Annotated in this window: 10 protein-coding genes, 1 tRNA gene and 1 pseudogene; 11 read left to right on the plus strand and 1 reads right to left on the minus strand. The window is 72.7% G+C overall.

Annotation, left to right across the window (positions count from 1 at the left end; all coding sequences use genetic code 11):
- The first annotated feature begins 133 nt into the window (after window positions 1-133).
- Window positions 134-2,977, plus strand: coding sequence for a type I DNA topoisomerase (topA, locus tag ACZ49J_RS38710; RefSeq protein WP_467455642.1), 2,844 nt, complete (start codon window positions 134-136; stop codon window positions 2,975-2,977).
- Between the two features lie 392 nt (window positions 2,978-3,369).
- On the opposite strand, the gene ACZ49J_RS38715 is transcribed toward topA, so the two are convergent.
- Window positions 3,370-3,564 carry a hypothetical protein gene (locus tag ACZ49J_RS38715; RefSeq protein WP_467455641.1) on the minus strand — a complete coding sequence of 65 codons (195 nt, stop codon included), beginning with the start codon at window positions 3,562-3,564 and terminating at the stop codon, window positions 3,370-3,372.
- A 236-nt stretch (window positions 3,565-3,800) separates the two neighbouring features.
- Between ACZ49J_RS38715 and tmk the strand changes: the two genes are divergently transcribed.
- The 10 genes and pseudogenes from tmk (at window position 3,801) to ACZ49J_RS38765 (ending at window position 17,262) form a co-directional block, all read left to right on the plus strand.
- Window positions 3,801-7,175, plus strand: a complete 3,375-nt coding sequence (tmk, locus tag ACZ49J_RS38720; RefSeq protein ID WP_467455639.1) for a dTMP kinase — start codon at window positions 3,801-3,803, stop codon at window positions 7,173-7,175.
- Window positions 7,176-7,296: 121 nt separating this feature from the next.
- Window positions 7,297-8,502 (plus strand): DNA polymerase III subunit delta', encoded by a 1,206-nt coding sequence (locus tag ACZ49J_RS38725; protein ID WP_467455638.1) that lies wholly within the window; start codon window positions 7,297-7,299, stop codon window positions 8,500-8,502.
- 145 nt (window positions 8,503-8,647) lie between these two features.
- Window positions 8,648-10,309, plus strand: coding sequence for an alpha/beta hydrolase (locus ACZ49J_RS38730; protein ID WP_467455636.1), 1,662 nt, complete (start codon window positions 8,648-8,650; stop codon window positions 10,307-10,309).
- Window positions 10,310-10,416: 107 nt separating this feature from the next.
- Window positions 10,417-10,490 (plus strand) — tRNA-Thr (locus tag ACZ49J_RS38735).
- Window positions 10,491-11,010: 520 nt separating this feature from the next.
- Window positions 11,011-11,736 carry a DUF6223 family protein gene (locus ACZ49J_RS38740; protein WP_467455634.1) on the plus strand — a complete coding sequence of 242 codons (726 nt, stop codon included), beginning with the start codon at window positions 11,011-11,013 and terminating at the stop codon, window positions 11,734-11,736.
- Between the two features lie 9 nt (window positions 11,737-11,745).
- Window positions 11,746-12,289: pseudogene (locus ACZ49J_RS38745) on the plus strand (DUF1707 SHOCT-like domain-containing protein).
- A gap of 183 nt (window positions 12,290-12,472) precedes the next feature.
- Window positions 12,473-13,213: a VOC family protein gene (locus tag ACZ49J_RS38750; RefSeq protein WP_467455632.1), complete on the plus strand. Its 741-nt coding sequence runs from the start codon at window positions 12,473-12,475 to the stop codon at window positions 13,211-13,213.
- 242 nt (window positions 13,214-13,455) lie between these two features.
- The gene (locus ACZ49J_RS38755; RefSeq protein ID WP_467455631.1) at window positions 13,456-14,874 is read left to right on the plus strand and encodes a hypothetical protein; all 1,419 of its coding nucleotides are present in this window, start codon (window positions 13,456-13,458) and stop codon (window positions 14,872-14,874) included.
- Between the two features lie 82 nt (window positions 14,875-14,956).
- A complete protein-coding gene (locus ACZ49J_RS38760) occupies window positions 14,957-16,465 on the plus strand; it encodes a sensor histidine kinase (protein ID WP_467455630.1) in 1,509 nt (502 codons plus the stop codon).
- 143 nt (window positions 16,466-16,608) lie between these two features.
- On the plus strand, window positions 16,609-17,262 hold the full coding sequence (locus ACZ49J_RS38765; protein WP_467455629.1) for a response regulator: 654 nt from the start codon (window positions 16,609-16,611) through the stop codon (window positions 17,260-17,262).
- Window positions 17,263-17,275 lie beyond the last annotated feature (13 nt).

The raw sequence follows: 17,275 nt of genomic DNA on the forward strand, positions 1-17,275 counted from the left end.
GAGTGGCCGTTATGAACTTCGGTCATTTGACACGGGGGCGGGATGTACCGTCACACTCCGCAGCGTCAGAAGGTGTCAGATCCCCGTGGCCCCCCAGGGGCGCCCCCAGCGTCGACCGGAGAGAAGAGCGAAGTTGTCCCCGACCAGCGAGACCGCGAAGGGCGGCCGCCGACTCGTCATCGTCGAGTCGCCTGCCAAGGCGAAGACGATCAAGGGCTACCTCGGCCCCGGCTACATCGTCGAGGCGAGCGTCGGGCACATCCGTGACCTTCCGAACGGCGCCGCGGAGGTGCCCGAGCAGTACACGGGCGAGGTGCGCCGCCTCGGCGTGGACGTCGAGCGCGACTTCGCGCCCATCTACGTGGTCAACGCCGACAAGAAGGCCCAGGTCAAGAAGCTCAAGGACCTACTGAAGGACTCGGACGAGCTCTTCCTCGCCACCGATGAGGACCGCGAGGGCGAGGCCATCGCCTGGCACCTGCAGGAAGTTCTCAAGCCCAAGATCCCGGTCAAGCGGATGGTGTTCCACGAGATCACCAAGGACGCGATCCGCGCGGCCGTCGCCAACCCGCGCCAGCTCAACCAGAAGCTCGTCGACGCCCAGGAGACCCGCCGCATCCTCGACCGCCTCTACGGCTACGAGGTCTCGCCGGTCCTGTGGAAGAAGGTCATGCCGAGGCTGTCGGCGGGCCGTGTGCAGTCCGTGGCGACCCGGCTCGTGGTCGAGCGGGAGCGTGAGCGCATGGCGTTCCGCTCCGCCGAGTACTGGGACCTGACGGGCACCTTCGGCACCGGCCGCGCCGGCGACCCGTCCGACCCGTCCTCGCTGGTCGCACGGCTGACCACGGTCGACGGCCGCCGGGTCGCCCAGGGCCGCGACTTCGACTCGCTCGGGCAGCTCAAGAGCGCGAACACGCTCCACCTGGACGAGGCGAACGCCCGGGCCCTGGCCGCGGCCCTGGAGAACACGCGGTTCTCCGTGCGCTCGGTCGAGTCCAAGCCGTACCGCCGCTCGCCGTACGCGCCGTTCCGTACGACGACGCTGCAGCAGGAGGCCAGCCGCAAGCTCGGCTTCGGCGCGAAGGCGACGATGCAGATCGCGCAGAAGCTGTACGAGAACGGCTACATCACCTACATGCGTACGGACTCGACGACGCTGAGCGACACCGCCGTCTCGGCCGCCCGCGCCCAGGTCACGCAGCTGTACGGCGCCGACTACCTGCCGGAGCGGCCGCGTACGTACGCCGGGAAGGTCAAGAACGCGCAGGAGGCGCACGAGGCGATCCGGCCCTCGGGTGATCGTTTCCGGACACCGGCCGAGACGGGGCTGACCGGCGACCAGTTCAAGCTCTACGAGCTGATCTGGAAGCGGACGGTCGCCTCCCAGATGAAGGACGCGACCGGGAACTCCGTCACTGTCAAGATCGGTGGTACGGCGGCCGACGGCCGGGACGTCGAGTTCAGCGCGTCCGGCAAGACGATCACGTTCCACGGCTTCCTGAAGGCCTACGTCGAGGGCGCCGACGACCCGAACGCCGAGCTGGACGACCGCGAGCGGCGGCTGCCGCAGGTCAGCGAGGGCGACGCCCTGAGCGCCGAGGAGATCACGGTCGACGGGCACGCCACCAAGCCCCCGGCCCGCTACACCGAGGCCAGCCTGGTCAAGGAGCTCGAAGAACGCGAGATCGGCCGCCCGTCGACGTACGCGTCGATCATCGGGACGATCCTCGACCGCGGTTACGTGTTCAAGAAGGGCACGGCACTGGTGCCGTCCTTCCTGTCCTTCGCCGTGGTCAACCTCCTGGAGAAGCACTTCGGGCGGCTCGTCGACTACGACTTCACCGCCAAGATGGAGGACGACCTCGACCGCATCGCGCGCGGTGAGGCGCAGGCCGTGCCGTGGCTGAAGCGGTTCTACTTCGGCGAGGGAGCGAACGGCGACGGCAGCGCCGCCGAGGCGGGCAACGGCGACGGGGACCACCTGGGCGGCCTGAAGGAGCTGGTCACCGACCTGGGCGCGATCGACGCGCGCGAGGTCTCGTCGTTCCCCGTCGGCAACGACATCGTGCTCCGGGTCGGCCGCTACGGCCCCTACATCGAGCGCGGCGAGAAGGACACGGACAACCACCAGCGCGCGGACATCCCGGACGACCTCGCCCCGGACGAGCTGAGCGTCGAGCTCGCCGAGGAACTGCTCGCCAAGCCGAGCGGCGACTTCGAGCTGGGCACCGACCCGTCGACCGGTCACACGATCGTGGCCAAGGACGGCCGCTACGGCCCGTACGTCACCGAGGTGCTCCCCGAGGGCACCCCGAAGACGGGCAAGAACGCGGTCAAGCCGCGCACAGCCTCGCTGTTCAAGTCGATGTCGCTGGACACGGTGACGCTGGAGGACGCGCTCAGGCTGATGTCGCTGCCGCGTGTCGTCGGCGCCGACGCCGAGGGCCAGGAGATCACCGCGCAGAACGGGCGCTACGGGCCGTACCTGAAGAAGGGCACGGACTCGCGGTCGCTGCAGTCCGAGGAGCAGCTCTTCACGATCACGCTCGAAGAGGCGCTGGAGATCTACTCCCAGCCCAAGCAGCGTGGCCGGGCCGCGGCCAAGCCGCCGCTGAAGGAGCTGGGCGCGGACCCGGTCAGCGGCAAGCCGGTCGTCGTCAAGGACGGGCGCTTCGGTCCCTACGTCACCGACGGCGAGACCAACGCGACCCTGCGGTCGGGCGACAGCGTGGAGACGATCACGCCGGAGCGCGGGTTCGAGCTGCTCGCCGAGAAGCGGGCGAAGGGGCCCGCCAAGAAGACGGCCAAGAAGGCGGCGGCGAAGAAGACCGCCACGAAGAAGACGACCGCGAAGAAGGCGGCCCCGGCGAAGAAGACGGCCGCCAAGAAGACGACGGCCGCGAGCACCGCCGCGAAGACCGCCGCGAAGAAGGCTCCCGCCAAGAAGGCGGCGGCCAAGGCGCCCGACGGGGAGTAATCCGACGCGGAGTGGATCCGGTGTCGGGCAGTCCGGCGTCCGGCTTGCGATTGTCGAGCAGTCCGGCGCCGAGCGGCTCCGGTGTCAGGTCCGGCGTCGAGCGGCTCCGGTGTCAGCCCGGCGCCGAGCGCCCCCCGCGTCGGTCCGGCGTAGCGCGGTCCGGCGTCCGGCTTGCGATTGTCGAGCAGTCCGGCGTCGAGCGGCCCCGGTGTCAGGTCCGGCGTCGAGCGGCTCCGGTGTCAGCCCGGCGCCGAGCGCCCCCGCGTCGGTCCGGCGTAGCGCGGTCCGGCGTCCGGCTTGCGATTGTCGAGCAGTCTGGCGTCGAGCGGCCCCGGTGTCAGCCCGGCGCCGAGCGGCTCCGGTGTCAGGTCCGGCGTCGAGCGGCTCCGGTGTCAGCCCGGCGCCGAGCGCCCCCCGCGTCGGTCCGGCGTCGAGCAGTCCGGCGTCAGCCCGGCGTCGAGCGGCCCCCGCGTCGGTCCGGCGTCGAGCAGTCCGGCGTCGAGCAGCCCGGCGCCGAGCGGCCCCCGCGTCGGTCCGGCGTCGAGCAGTCCGGCGCCGAGCGACCCGATGTCGAGTACACAGAGCAAGTGGGCCCCGGCAGCTGCCGGGGCCCACTTGTGGAAGCGTTGTGAAGCTTGGCTTCCGCTCTCGCCACGGGATGAAAGCCCGGCCCTCCCCAAGAGGGTGTTTTCTGCTTCAATGTCGACCGCCCAGAGACGGGTACCCCGCCCAAGGGCCCGACTTGGCCAGTCCGGCGCGACGGAGGGCCCGCGTACCATCGCCCATTAGAGGGATCCGACGGTTCTCCGGACGGAAGAGAGAGATGACGCGAGCCGAGCAGCCAACGGCCCACAACCCTGCCCCCGACGACGCCCTGGTCGCGGACTCCCGTGAGCGCGCCGTCCGCGCGCTGCTGCGCCAGCCGCAGCTCAAGCGGCTGTGGAGTGCGCAGCTCGTGGGCGGTGTCGGTGATGTCCTCGCCCTGCTCGTCCTGGTGCTGCTGGCGTTCCAGGCGGCGATCGACCAGGGCTCGTTCGGCGGTGGTTATCGCGGGGTCGCCCTCTCCGTGGCCGCCGTCCTCGGCACGCGCGTTCTGGCCACACTGCTCTTCGGGGCGGTCCTCCTCGGACCGCTCACGTCGCTCACGTCGCAGGAGGGCCCGCTCGACCGCCGCTGGACCATGGTCGGCGCGGACGGACTGCGCGCCGCGCTGCTGATCGTGGCCCCGCTGTGGATCGACTGGACTCCGCCGAACGCGCTCGCGGTCCTGCTGGTGACCGCCTTCGTGATCGGAGTCGCCGAGCGCTTCTGGACGGTCTGCCGCGAGAGCGCGGCGCCCGCGCTGCTGCCCGCGCCCCCGCTGGAGGGCGCGACCGTGCGCCCGCTGCCGGACCACATGGACGCGCTGCGGCGCCTGTCCCTGCGTACGGGATTCGTGGCCGTGCCCCTCGCGGCGGGTGGCCTCGTCGTCGTCGCGCTGCTCAACAACCTGCTGGGCGCCGGAATCGACTGGTTCGGCCAGCACCAGGCGGCACTCGCCTCGTACGTGGCGGCCGGACTGTTCGCCGCGTCCCTCTCGGTCCTGGTCTTCCTCGAACTGCCCGGCACACGCACCCCCCGCGCGCGGTCGCCGCTCGAAGGGCTGCGCCGCCCCAAGGCGGGCACGGGCGCCGACAAGGGCCGCACCGGCGCGATCACGATCCTGGTGCTGGCCTGCGCGGCCGTCGCGAGCGCCGTCTCCGCCGCGGTCGCCGTCGCCGTGCTGCACGCCAAGGACCTGGGCGGCGGGCCGGTCACCTTCGGGCTGCTGGTCGTCGCGCTGACCGGTGGCGTCGTCGTCGGCATCCGCAGGGCGCCGTCGGTGCTGCCCGCGCTGTCGCGCCGCCGGCTGCTCGCCCTGGCCATCGCCTTCACCGGCGTGGCGCTGCTCGCCGCCGGGCTCGTACCGGACGTCACCAGCGTGATCCTGATCCTCGCCCTCGCGGGCGTGGGCGCGGGCATCGCCGCGAACACCGGGCACGCGCTGCTGGACCAGGAGGCCGAGGACTTCCGCCGGACGCGGACGACCGAGCACCTGCACGCGGTCGTACGGGTCTTCGTGGCGCTCAGCGCCGTGATCGCCCCCGTGCTGGCGGCGCTGATCGGTCCGCACCGGCTGGAGAACGGCAAGTTCGTGTTCGCGCACGGGGGCGCCGCCTTCACCCTGATGCTGGTGGGTGCGCTGCTGCTGCCGGTGGCCGCGCTGGTGCTCGCCAAGGTGGACGACCGTTCCGGGGTTCCGCTGCGGCGCGACCTGCTGGACGCGCTGCGGGGCGGGGACGAGCCGGAGGTCGCCCCGGCCGCCTCGGGCTTCTTCATCGCCCTGGAGGGCGGCGACGGAGCCGGGAAGTCCACCCAGGCCGAGGCGCTCGCGGAGTGGATCCGCGCCAAGGGGCACGAGGTCGTGCTGACGCGTGAGCCGGGCGCCACCCCCGTGGGCAAGCGGCTGCGGTCGATCCTGCTGGACGTGTCGTCGGCCGGGCTGTCGCACCGGGCGGAGGCGCTGCTGTACGCCGCCGACCGCGCCGAGCACGTGGACACCGTCGTGCGGCCCGCCCTGGAGCGCGGCGCCGTCGTCATCTCGGACCGTTACACCGACTCGTCGGTGGCCTACCAGGGCGCGGGCCGCGACCTGTCGCCCACCGAGATCGCGCGCATCTCCCGCTGGGCGACGAACGGCCTCGTGCCGCATCTGACGGTGCTGCTGGACGTCTCGCCCGAGACCGCCCGCGAGCGGTTCACCGAGGCGCCGGACCGGCTGGAGTCGGAGCCGGCCGAGTTCCACGCGCGCGTGCGGTCCGGTTTCCTGACGCTGGCCTCCGCCGACCCGGGGCGCTACCTGGTCGTGGACGCGGGCCAGGAGGCCGAGGCGGTCACCACCGTCATCCGGCACCGGCTCGACATGATGCTGCCGCTGTCCGAGGCCGAGGTGAAGGCCCAGGAGGAGGCCCGCCGCAAGGCCGAGGAGGAAGCGCGGCGCAAGGCCGAGGAAGAGGCCGCCCGCAAGGCCGAGGAGGAGCGCCTGGAGCGCGAGCGCCAGGCGGAGCTCGAGCGGCTGCGCGCCGAGGAGGAGGAGCGCAAGCGGCGCGAACTGGAGGAGGCCCAGCGGCGCGAGGCCGAGCGGCAGGCGGAGGAGGCCCGGCAGCGGGCCGAGGAAGCGCGCCGCAGGGCCGAGGAGGAGCGCGCCCGGCTCCTCGCGGAGGAGAAGGCGCGCGCCGAGGAGGAAGCGCGCCGCAAGGCCGAGGAGGACCGTCGCCGCAGGCAGGCCGAGGAGGAGGCCCGGCTGCGGGCCGAGGCCGAGGCGCGCCGGCTGGAGAAGCAGCGCAAGGCCGAGGAGGCGCTGCTGCGGGCCGAGGAGGCGCGGAGGGTGGCGGCCGAGGCCGCGGCCGCCGCGTCGGCCGCGGCGGCGCCCAGGACGGACACGACCAAGGGCACCGGTGCGGCGGCGGAACCGGCCGGGTCGCGTGAACAGCCGACCGGGAGCGCGTCCTCGTCCGCACCGGGGCCGGACAACGAGGTGACGGTCCCCACACCGGTCGTGACACCGACGAACGCGTCCGGCGGTCCCGTGGACGAGACGGCCGTGCTGCCGCCGGTGCGGCCGGGCGGACCCGAGAAGTCCGACGGCCCCGTCGGCCCCGACTCGGAGACGACCGCCGAGCTGCCGCAGCCGCCGGTGCCCCCGGGTGCCGCGGACGACACGACGGTGCTGCGCAAGCCCCCGGTGCCGGACGGTGCGGCCGACGAGACGGCGGTGCTTCCTCCGGTCCCGCCGGGTGCGGCCGACGAGACGGCGGTACTTCCTCCCGTACGAGAGGAAGGCGCCGCTCCGGCGAGCAGCAGGCGTGGCCCGGGTGACCCCGCGGACCGGGTGCCGCCCGGCTTCTTCCGGGACGAGCGGTCGGCTCCCGGCGGCCCGGAGGACCGTACGCGTGAGCTGCCCCAGGTGGACGCCGAGGGTGCCCCGCGCCGCCGTCCCCGCTCCGACTGGGCGGAGGAGACCCCGCTGGACGACCTGCCGACCCTGGCGGACGAGCTGCTGGGACCGCGCGAGGCGTACGACGACGACGGCAGCCGGGACGACGGCAGCCGGGACGACGGCGGGCGCGGCGGGGGCCGCGGCGGCCGGGGCCGTGGCAGGGGCGGACGGCGGCGCTGATCACCGGTCGGGCGGCGACCGCGGTCCAGCCCGGGTGGCCACCGGTCCGGCCTCGGCTGTCAGTGGCCTCGCGCACAATGGGTGGCGGCAAGGCAGAGCGTGACGGAAGGGGCGGTGCCGCATGCCCGTGTGGGACGACCTGGTGGGCCAGGAGCGGCTGAGCGCGCAGCTGGAGGCCGCCGCCCGGGACGCCGACGCGATCGTCACCTCGGCCGCCGCGGACGCTCCGCCGCCCGAGGCGTCGAAGATGACCCACGCCTGGTTGTTCACGGGCCCGCCCGGCGCCGGGCACACCGCGGCCGCCCGGGCCTTCGCGGCGGCCCTCCAGTGCGTCAGTCCGGACCGCGCGCTGGGCGGAACCCCCGGCTGCGGCTTCTGCGACGGCTGCCACACGGCCCTGGTGGGCACCCACGCCGATGTCAGCACGGTCGCCGCCGTGGGCTCGCAGATCCTCGTCGAGGACATGCGGGACACGGTCCGCAAGTCGTTCACGGCGCCGGCGAACGGCCGCTGGCAGATCATCCTCGTCGAGGACGCCGAGCGGCTGAACGAGAAGTCGGCCAACGCCGTCCTCAAGGCCGTCGAGGAGCCGGCTCCGCGCACGGTCTGGCTGCTGTGCGCCCCCTCGCTCGAGGACGTTCTGCCCACCATCCGCTCCCGCTGCCGCCATGTGAGTCTGCTCACGCCTTCTGTGGACGCGGTGGCCGACATGCTCGTACGGCGTGAGGGCGTCGAACCGGACAGGGCCGCCGCCGCGGCCCGCGCCACCCAGGGCCACGTCGACCGGGCCCGCCGTCTGGCCACCGACCCGCGGGCGCGTGAGCGGCGGGCCGCCGTGCTCAAGGTGCCCCTGCGCGTCGAGGACATCGGCGGCTGCCTCAAGGCGGCACAGGAACTGGTCGACGCCGCCACGGAGGAGTCCAAGCAACTCGCCGAGGAACTCGACGTCAAGGAGACCGAGGAGCTGAAGGCGGCGCTGGGCGCGGCGCAGGGCGGGCGCCTGCCGCGAGGTACCGCCGGCGTCATGAAGGACCTGGAGGACAAGCAGAAGCGCCGGCGGACGCGTGCCCAGCGCGACAGCCTGGACCTCGCCCTGACCGACCTCACCGGCTTCTACCGCGACGTCCTCGCCCTCCAGCTCGGTTCCCGCGTAGCCCTCGCGAACACCGACGTCCACGACACCCTGGAGCGTCTCGCCCGCGGCACCACACCGGAGTCCACGCTGCGCCGCATCGACGCGATCGCCGCGTGCCGCGACGCCCTCGACCGGAACGTGGCTCCCCTGCTGGCAGTGGAGGCGATGACGATGGCGCTGCGGGCGGGGTGAGGGCCGGCGGGGACGGGGCCCGGCGGGGATGAGGCCCGGCGGAGTGAGGCCATATGGCGGACCGGCACATCGACGCCGTCACCCGTACGAGTCACTCCGCTTGCGAATGGTGACCAAATGGTCGCGCAGAGTTACGATCGCGGTCATGTACATCAGGAGCTGCCCCCGGCCGACCTCCAGCGGCACGACCACCCAGGTTCGTCCCGTCCGCCGCAACCGACCCCTGCGCACGACCCCCGGCTTCCTCCTCGCCTCCGCGCTGCTCATCTCGGCCTGCTCGCTGGGCGGTTCGACATCGGCGGCCTCGACGACGGCGGCCGCGGCGACAGGGGCCACGGCGACGTCGGGGACGCCCGCACTCCAGGCGTTGCCCGGTGCGACGCCGTCCGCGCTGGCCCCGTACTACCGGCAGAAGCTGACCTGGCGCAGCTGCGGTGAAGGGGACTTCGAGTGCGCGACGATGAAGGCGCCGCTCGACTACGCCAGGCCGAACGCGGGCGACATCAGGCTGGCGGTCAGCCGCAAGAAGGCCACCCGTCCCGGCGGGCGCCTCGGCTCGCTGCTGGTCAACCCGGGCGGTCCGGGCGGCTCGGCCGTCCGCTACCTGCAGTCGTACGCCGGCATCACCTACCCGGCGCCGGTCCGCGCCCGCTACGACCTGGTGGCCGTCGACCCGCGCGGCGTCGCCGGCAGTGAGCCGGTCCACTGCCTCACCGGACGCCGCATGGACGTGTACACGCAGACGGACTTCACTCCCGACAGCCGCCGGGAGACGGCCCAACTGGTTGACGCCTTCAAGAGGTTCGCGAACGGCTGCGGCGCGCACTCCCCGCGGTTGCTGCGCCACGTCTCGACGGTCGAGGCCGCCCGGGACATGGACATCCTGCGGGCGGTGCTGGGTGACAAGCGGCTGACATACCTCGGGGCGTCGTACGGGACGTTCCTCGGGGCGACTTACGCGGGCCTGTTCCCCGAACGCGTCGGCCGGCTGGTCCTGGACGGAGGGATGGACCCGTCCCTGCCCGCCCGGAAGCTCAACGAGGGCCAGGCGGCGGGGTTCGAGACGGCGTTCCGGTCGTTCGCGAAGGACTGCGTGCGGCAGGTGGACTGCCCGCTGGGCGACGCCGGCACGAGCCCGGCACAAGTGGGCAGGAACCTGAAGGCCTTCTTCGCCCGGCTCGACGCGAAACCCATCCCGGCCGGCGACTCGGGCGGCCGCCTGCTCGGCGAATCACTGGCGACGACGGGGGTGGTCGCGGCGATGTACAACGAGCGGACATGGCCCCGTCTGCGCCAGGCCCTCACCCAGGCGATCGACGACAGGGACGGCTCCGGCCTGCTCGCGCTCTCGGACGGCTACTACGACCGGGGCGCGGACGGCAAGTACGCGAACCTGATCTCCGCCAACGCCGCCGTGAACTGCCTGGACGCCCCGTCGGCGTTCTCCACCCCCGCCCAGGTGCGACAGGCGCTCCCCGCCTTCGAGAAGGCCTCCCCGGTCTTCGGCCGGTTCCTGACCTGGGCGGCGCTGGGCTGCGCGTACTGGCCGGTGCAGGCCACCGGCATCCCGCACCGCATCGAGGCGAAGGGGGCGGCCCCGATCGTCGTCGTCGGCACCACCCGCGACCCGGCGACCCCCTACCGCTGGTCCCAGGCCCTCGCCTCCCAGCTGTCCTCGGGACGACTCCTCACCTACGACGGCGACGGTCACACGGCATACGGCCGCGGCAGCGCCTGCATCGACTCCGCGATCAACACCTACCTCCTCGACGGCACCCCGCCCACCCGAGGAAAGCGCTGCTCATAACCTTGATCACGCGTGTCTTCCGGGGTGCGTGGAGGGCTGGTACGGAGCACCCCGGAAACTGTGTAGACTTACCGACGTTGCTGATCGCACCATAGTGCGGACAGCGCGCCGCCTTAGCTCAGATGGCCAGAGCAACGCACTCGTAATGCGTAGGTCTCGGGTTCGAATCCCGAAGGCGGCTCCGAGAAGCCCAGGTCTCATAGCTTGTGACCTGGGCTTTTTTGCGTTCCGTTGGCTGATCGCCGAGCGTGGTCGGGGGCTTGCGCAGTGTCATGCGTGAGCGGGTGTGACCGCGGTCTGCACGCGTCAGGCTCAGTCGACGGCTGCTTGGACGTCGTCGGCCAGGGAGCGGACGCAGGCGCGTTGGTCCGGTGCGGTCACGGTCACACCTCCCGGTGTGCGGTGGTGGCGAGCAGGGGCTGCGGATCGCGGGTGCGGGGGTGTTCTCCGCTGGCTACGTCGGCGAAGGCGAACAACCTGGCACGTGTTGCTGAGTGCACGTTAGTCCGGCGGTGCTGGGAGCGAGTCCCGCTCACGGACGAGCGGTCGGCTACCGCACACGTGGTATTTCCCCAGCTTCTGCCGCGTCGGCGGTAGCCGGGTGCGCCATCGGCGGCAGCGCGAAGTGCGTCCGCCCGCCGGACGACCGGTGGTGGGCACGGCGGACATGCTCGGGCCACATCCAGTCGTCAGGAGGAGACATGTCAGTCGGATGTGTGCTTGCCGCACCTGCCGCGGACCCGTCGGTCCAGTTGGTCGCCGCCGATGCCTACGACCTGACCGCCGGGCGGCTCGTGGGCACCGTGGCCGCACTGGTGTCGCTGGCCGGCGTGATCACCGGCGGGCTGGCTCTGGCCCGCTCCCGATCCGCCGGTCGTCTCGGCAACGGCAACGGGAAAAGGGGGGCCACCGCATCCCTGGTGGCGGGCCTGACCGGCATGGTCATCGGCGCGCTGAACCTGGCCGTCGCCGACGGTGGTCTCGGCACCGGCAACGGAGTGGCCGGGGGTGCCATCGCCCTGGTACTGGGGCTGATCGCCACGGTCCTCGGCTGTCTGGCTCTGGCGCGCTCCCGCGGCACCGGCCGGACGACCGGCCAGCCCGATGTCGACGACTTCTCCGCCGAAGACTCCGGATCCGCCAAGGAGCAGGTTCTGTCGTCCGGTACGTCCAGGACTGAGAGACCGCAGCGTTGCGGGACCGGACAGTCGGGCGCCGACATGGTCGTGAGCCCGCAGACGACGGAGAGTGGGGGCCGCGTGGAGCACGCCGGCCTCACGTCGTTGCCGAAGATCAAGCGTAGCCGGGATCGGGTTCGGAGGCCGAAGGCGGCTCCAGAGCGTCGGGATCGTGCCAGCGGTGGGGCGGAAGCGGGTGCCCTGGCCACTGCGGACTTTGGCGCGTTCGCATCAGCGGTACGACAGTAGGGTGAAACGGTGGCCCCCTTACCGGAAGACACGCCGCCACTGATCGGCGAAGACGACCGCGATGCAGCCGTGCGGCGCCTGCAGGAGGCGTACACCGAAGGGCTCATCTCGCACGAGGAGTTGGACGCACGCCTCCATCAGGCGCTCACCGCCGAGGCGCACGGCGAGCTCGTGTCGGCTCTGGCCTCGCTGCCGGCGGAGCAGCCGGACACCACGTCAACGATCGGCGCTGCCAGCGGACGGATCCAGCGGCGAGGCGTCTGGCGGGTGCCTCGGATCCTCAAGGTCGAGTGCGCCTTCGGAAGGGCGCGCCTGGATCTGTCCCGAGCGATCATCGAGCATCCGGTCGTCGACATAGAGCTGCAGCTCGGAACCGGCGGGGGCCAGAATAACGGTGCCTCGCGCCGCGGTCGTTGACGTCGAGGGTGTGCGCACCGAGTGGAAGGACGTGCGCTACAGGGCCCCGCGGCGTTCCCGTCCCGGCGGACCGAGAATTCGTATCTCCGGGACCATGGGATTCGGACGATTGAAGATCCGGCACGCCCGGTGGTGAGGCTCCATGCGGCACCAGGACCACGCGTCCTCTCTCCGCCTGCGCCCGTGGGCGCTCACCGGCACCCGGCTGCCCCGGCGCACGATGGGCCGCTGCCGCTGCCGCTGCCGCTGCCGCTGCCGCTGCCGCTGCCGCTGCCGCTGCCGCAGCCGCAGCCGCAGGCGGGTGCATAGGATCGTCGGCATGGCACTGCGGCCCGTTCACGTGATCGTCAAGGCTCTCGATGCCTCGGCGGTCGGCCGGTTCTGGGCGGAGGCGCTCGGCTGGAGTGCTTACAGCCCCGGCGTGACCACCTACGTCGGACCTGTCGGCGGCCTCGTCTGGCCGGACCCGGTGGCCGTCGGCATCAACGTCGTTCCCGTCCCGGAACCCAAGACGGCCAGGAAGAACCGTGTGCACCTCGACCTCGCCACCACTTCCGCGGCCCATCAGGCGGAGTTGGTCGCGCGACTGCGGGCTCTCGGCGCGACGCCCGCCGACGTGGGCCAGGGCGATGTGCCGTGGACGGTCCTCGCCGACCCCGAGGGCAACGAGTTCTGCGTGCTGGAGCCTCGGGAGGTCTACCGGGACACCGGGCCGATCGCCGCGGTGGTGGTCGACTGCGCGGATCCGCGGGCCATGGCCAGGTTCTGGGACGAGGCGGTGGACTGGACCCTGCGTGAGGTGTCCGACGACCATGCGGTGTTGCGTTCCGCGAGAGGTGTCGGGCCGTATCTCGAATTCCTCCGCACGCCGGACGTGAAGACCGTGCCGGACCGCGTCCATCTTGACCTGCTGCCGTACCCCGGTGACGACAAGGCGGCCGAGGTGGCCCGGCTGCGGGCCCTCGGCGCCACCGACCTCGACGTGGGTCAGGGCGACGTCCCGTGGACGTCCCTGGCCGACCCGGAGGGTCACGAGTTCTGCGTCCTCGCCCCGCACTGACGAGGAGCCGCGACTACCGGCACCCGCTGACCGCGGCCCACAGGTGGCCCGGTGACCCGGTGACCCGGTGACCCGGTGGCCCGGTGGCCCGGCGGCCCGGTGGCCAACGCGGCCCGGTGGCCCGGTGGCCCGGCACTGCGGCCGATCGGACCGGAGATGTGGCCGGTCGGCCGACGCGGCGGCGTGGGGGATGCGCCTAGCGTCGTCGGTGACCAGGACACCGGGCTGTGAGGGGAACGTTGATGGGGCAGCGAGCGACGACCGGAGCACACGCCGACGGCTCGAACTCCGTGGTCGGGGCGACCACGGAGTTCGAGCCGGACGTCATCAACCTGCTCGTGGCGACACTGCGCCGTGCCGTGCGGAGCGAGTTGCCGGCCGTGGGGACGGACACCCTGCTGGGGGAGCTCGTGGCGGGGGACACGGACGCCGGTGAGGCGATCGCCCCGGGGATGCGGAAGGCGGGTTCGCTCGGCGGCCTGATCCGCGCCCTGTCGGGCGGCGGCGGTTGGGTGAGCGATGACGAGGTGAGTGGTGCGTCTGCCGGGGGCGGCGCCGATGAGGAGGCCCGTCAGGAAGCCGACGAGGTCGAGGTCGAGGCCGCCTGGCGTGAGGCCTGGTGGCGCTTCGGCCTCACCTCCCGCGGATCGGCCGCGGGCAGCGGGCGGGTGCGGCCCGGGATGACCGGGGGGATGCGCGCGTGCCTGCTGCTCGCGCTCAGGTCGGCCCGCGCCGAGGGGACGATCTCGGTGCGCTGCCGGCACGTGGCCCGGGCCCTGCTGGACCTGCCGGACACCAGGGCCCGGGAAGCCCTGCTGCTGGAGAGACTGGACCTCGCCGCCGCGGCGACCGCGCTCGACGGACTGGATGCGAGCGCATCCGCGGAGACCGAGGGACCGGAATCCAGTGGGGTCGCCCTTCTTCGCCGGGCCGGAACGCTGGGCAAGAGTGGTAACCGCCTTACCCGCGCGTTCGCTTCGTGGACCTCCGGGTCCGCCGCGAACGGCTCACCGGTCGTGTTCGCGGTCACCACCGAGGGCGCACGGCAGGCGATACGGTGCGGGCGGGACCGGATGGAGCCGGTGGATCTCCTGCTGGGGATAGTCGCCCTGGACCGGGCGCTGTCCGTCGCCGGGCGTTCGCTTCCCGCGCGTCTGGCGGACGTCAACGCCGCTCCGGCTCTGATGCGCCGACACGGCGTGCGGCAGGTCTCCCTGGTCTCCGCGGCGGTTTCCGCGGCGGGCCTTTCGGCTTCGGCTTCGGCCTCTGTTTCGGTGCCCCCGTCCGCTGCTGTTCCTGACAGCGACGGCGACAGCGGCAGGGCAGGTGACGGCGACAGCGACAGGGCAGGTGACGGCGACAGCGACAGCGACGGTGTGGTGTGGCCGTCCGCCGCCGCCGATCGGGTCATGGCGGTCGCGCGGCTGTCCGCCGCCGAGCACGGGTCGCCCACGGTCGGTACGGTCCACCTGCTGTCCGCGCTGCTCGACGAGACGGAGACGGAGACGGAGACGGAGACGGAGGCGGAGGCGGAGGCGGAGGCGGAGGCGGAGGCGGAGGCGGGTGCCGGTGCCGGTGGCCTGGTCGCACGGCTGCTGGCCGCCGGTCAGGTGGACCTGGCCGCGTTGCGGGCGGAGCTGAGCCTCCGGCTGGGCGCATGACACCCGGGGGCCGAGGTGCGGGGAGCACCGGCGCCGTGGCTACCGTTCCTGCCGGGAGATCCACGGTGGCGGGGCAGGAGTGATGGTGAGTCAGGTACCCGAGGACATACGGCCGTCGCGCCCGTCCGTCCGGCTGAGGCGCGCGCTGACCGGTGCAACTCGGCGGGTGCGGAGCGAGGCGGCCGTGAGCTGGGCCGCGGTGCGTTCCGCTGACCGCCGTACGGTCGTCGTCGAGGCCCAGGCCTCCGCCCTGACCGCGGCCTTCTGCCTCGTACCGCTGCTGCTGGTCACCCCGGAGCGGCTGACCTCGGCGGTGCTGGAGGCGGTGTGGGCGGTCCTGCTCGTCCCCGCTCGGCGCGTCTGGCCGGTCGCCGCGGTCCTGTGCGCGTCCGTGCTGGTCGTGGGGGACAACGTCTGGACACTGCCGGTGGCGGCGCTGGTCGTACTGTCCGCCACCCGCCGTATCGCACCGACGCGACGGGCATGGCGGGTCGTCGGGGTGTCCTGCGCCGCCGCCGGTGTCCTGGCCGTCCCCCGTGCGCTGCTCGGGCCCGACGGCCTGGCGTGGGAGCTGGCCAACAGCGCGGTCTCCGCCGTACTGCTTCTGCTGCTGCCCGCCCTCGCCGGGACCCTGCTGGGGCGGCGGCGGCCCCTGGTCAGCTTGCTGCGGGAGCGCAACGCCTATCTGGAACAGGCCCGCACGCTGACCGCGGCGGCGGCCCGGATGGAGGAGCGGAACCGGATAGCGGGGGAGATGCACGATCTCCTGGGCCACCGGCTGAGCCTGATATCGGTGCACGCCGGGGCGCTCGAACTCGCCGCCGCGCGGCAGGCGCCCGCCCTCGTCGACCAGGCCGAGCTGCTGCGCACGACCGCCGGTACGGCCATGGGGGAACTGCGGGAGATCCTCGGTGTCCTCAGGCGCGACGACCTGGCGGACCCCGCGGACGGGGCCGGTGGCGGTGGCGGGGCTGAGAGGGGAACGCGCGAGGACATCGCCGCGCTGGTGGCGGAGTCCCGGCGGACCGGGAGCACCGTCGAACTGGACTGGTCCCTTCCCGACTCGGCCGCCGTGGATGTCCGCACGCGTCAGGCGATCCACCGGGTGGTCCGCGAGGGCCTGACGAACGTGCTGAAACACGCGTCCGGTGCGCCCACCCGGGTGGAGGTCGGGCGCACGGGCCGGGGGATCGAGGTGTCCGTCACCAATGAGGCGCCGCGCACGACCGGCCGGTCCCACGGCGGGAACCGCAGCGGGCTGGCCGGCTGCCAGGAGCGGATCTCTCTGCTCGGCGGCACGTTCGAGGCGGGTGTCCTGACGAACGGCGGTTTCCGCATGGCGGCTTGGCTGCCCACTCGCGGGGACAGCCCCCTGGAACCCGCCACGCTCCCGGGGGCTTCCGCCGAAACCCCTCCCACCGGCGCCCGCCTCGCGCCCGGCGGCATCGGACAGCAGGGCGCCCGTGCCCCGCTGTCCGCCGAGATCCTGACGTGGCCGCGCGTTCTGGGGGCCGGCTGCGTGGCGCTGCTCGTGGTCCTGCCCACGGCGGGCTTCCTCGTCGTGATGCTGACACTGGCAGCCCTGAGATGAGCTCCTGGGACGGGCTCCGGAGATGACCTCCTGGGACGGGCTCCGGAGATGACCTCCTGAGACGAGCCACTGAAACGAGTTCCTGCGGTGGGCTCCTTGAGCTCCTGGGGTGAACTCCTGAGCTCAACTCATAAGATGAGCCGATGATCCGAGTCCTGGTCGCCGACGACGAGGCGCTGATGCGCGCGGGAATCCGGCTGATCCTGGAGAACGCCGACGACATCGAGGTGGTCGCCGAGGCGGGCGACGGCCGGGAAGCCGCCGCGGCCTGCCGCGCCCAGGACATCGATGTAGCACTCCTCGACATCCAGATGCCCACCCGGGACGGAATCGCGGCCGCCGAGGACATCGCCCGTCTCTCGCCGCGCACCTGTGTCGTGATGCTGACGGCGTTCGGCGAGGAAGCGAGCGTGACGAGGGCCCTGCGGGCCGGAGCGAGCGGGTTCCTCCTCAAGGACACCGCTCCCGCCGACCTGATCCGCGCCGTGCAGCTCGCCGCGAAGGGCGAACCGGTACTGGCGCCCCGGATCACCCGGCAACTGCTGGAGAGACACGTACGATCAGGCCGCGACACCGAGGCCGCTCAGCTGAGGCTCGAAGAGCTGACCCCGGCCGAGCGGGACGTCCTGCGGCTGCTCGGTACGGGCCTGTCGAACGCGGAGATCGCCGATCAGCTGTATCTGAGTGCCGGCACGGTCAAGGCGCACATCAGCCGGATCCTCACCCGCACCGGCTGCGCCAACCGCGTACAGGCCGCCGTGCTCGCACACGACGCCGGGTTGCTCGACGACCGTTGAGCCGGCCCTCGCA

Source organism: Streptomyces sp. NPDC030840 (assembly GCF_055572015.1).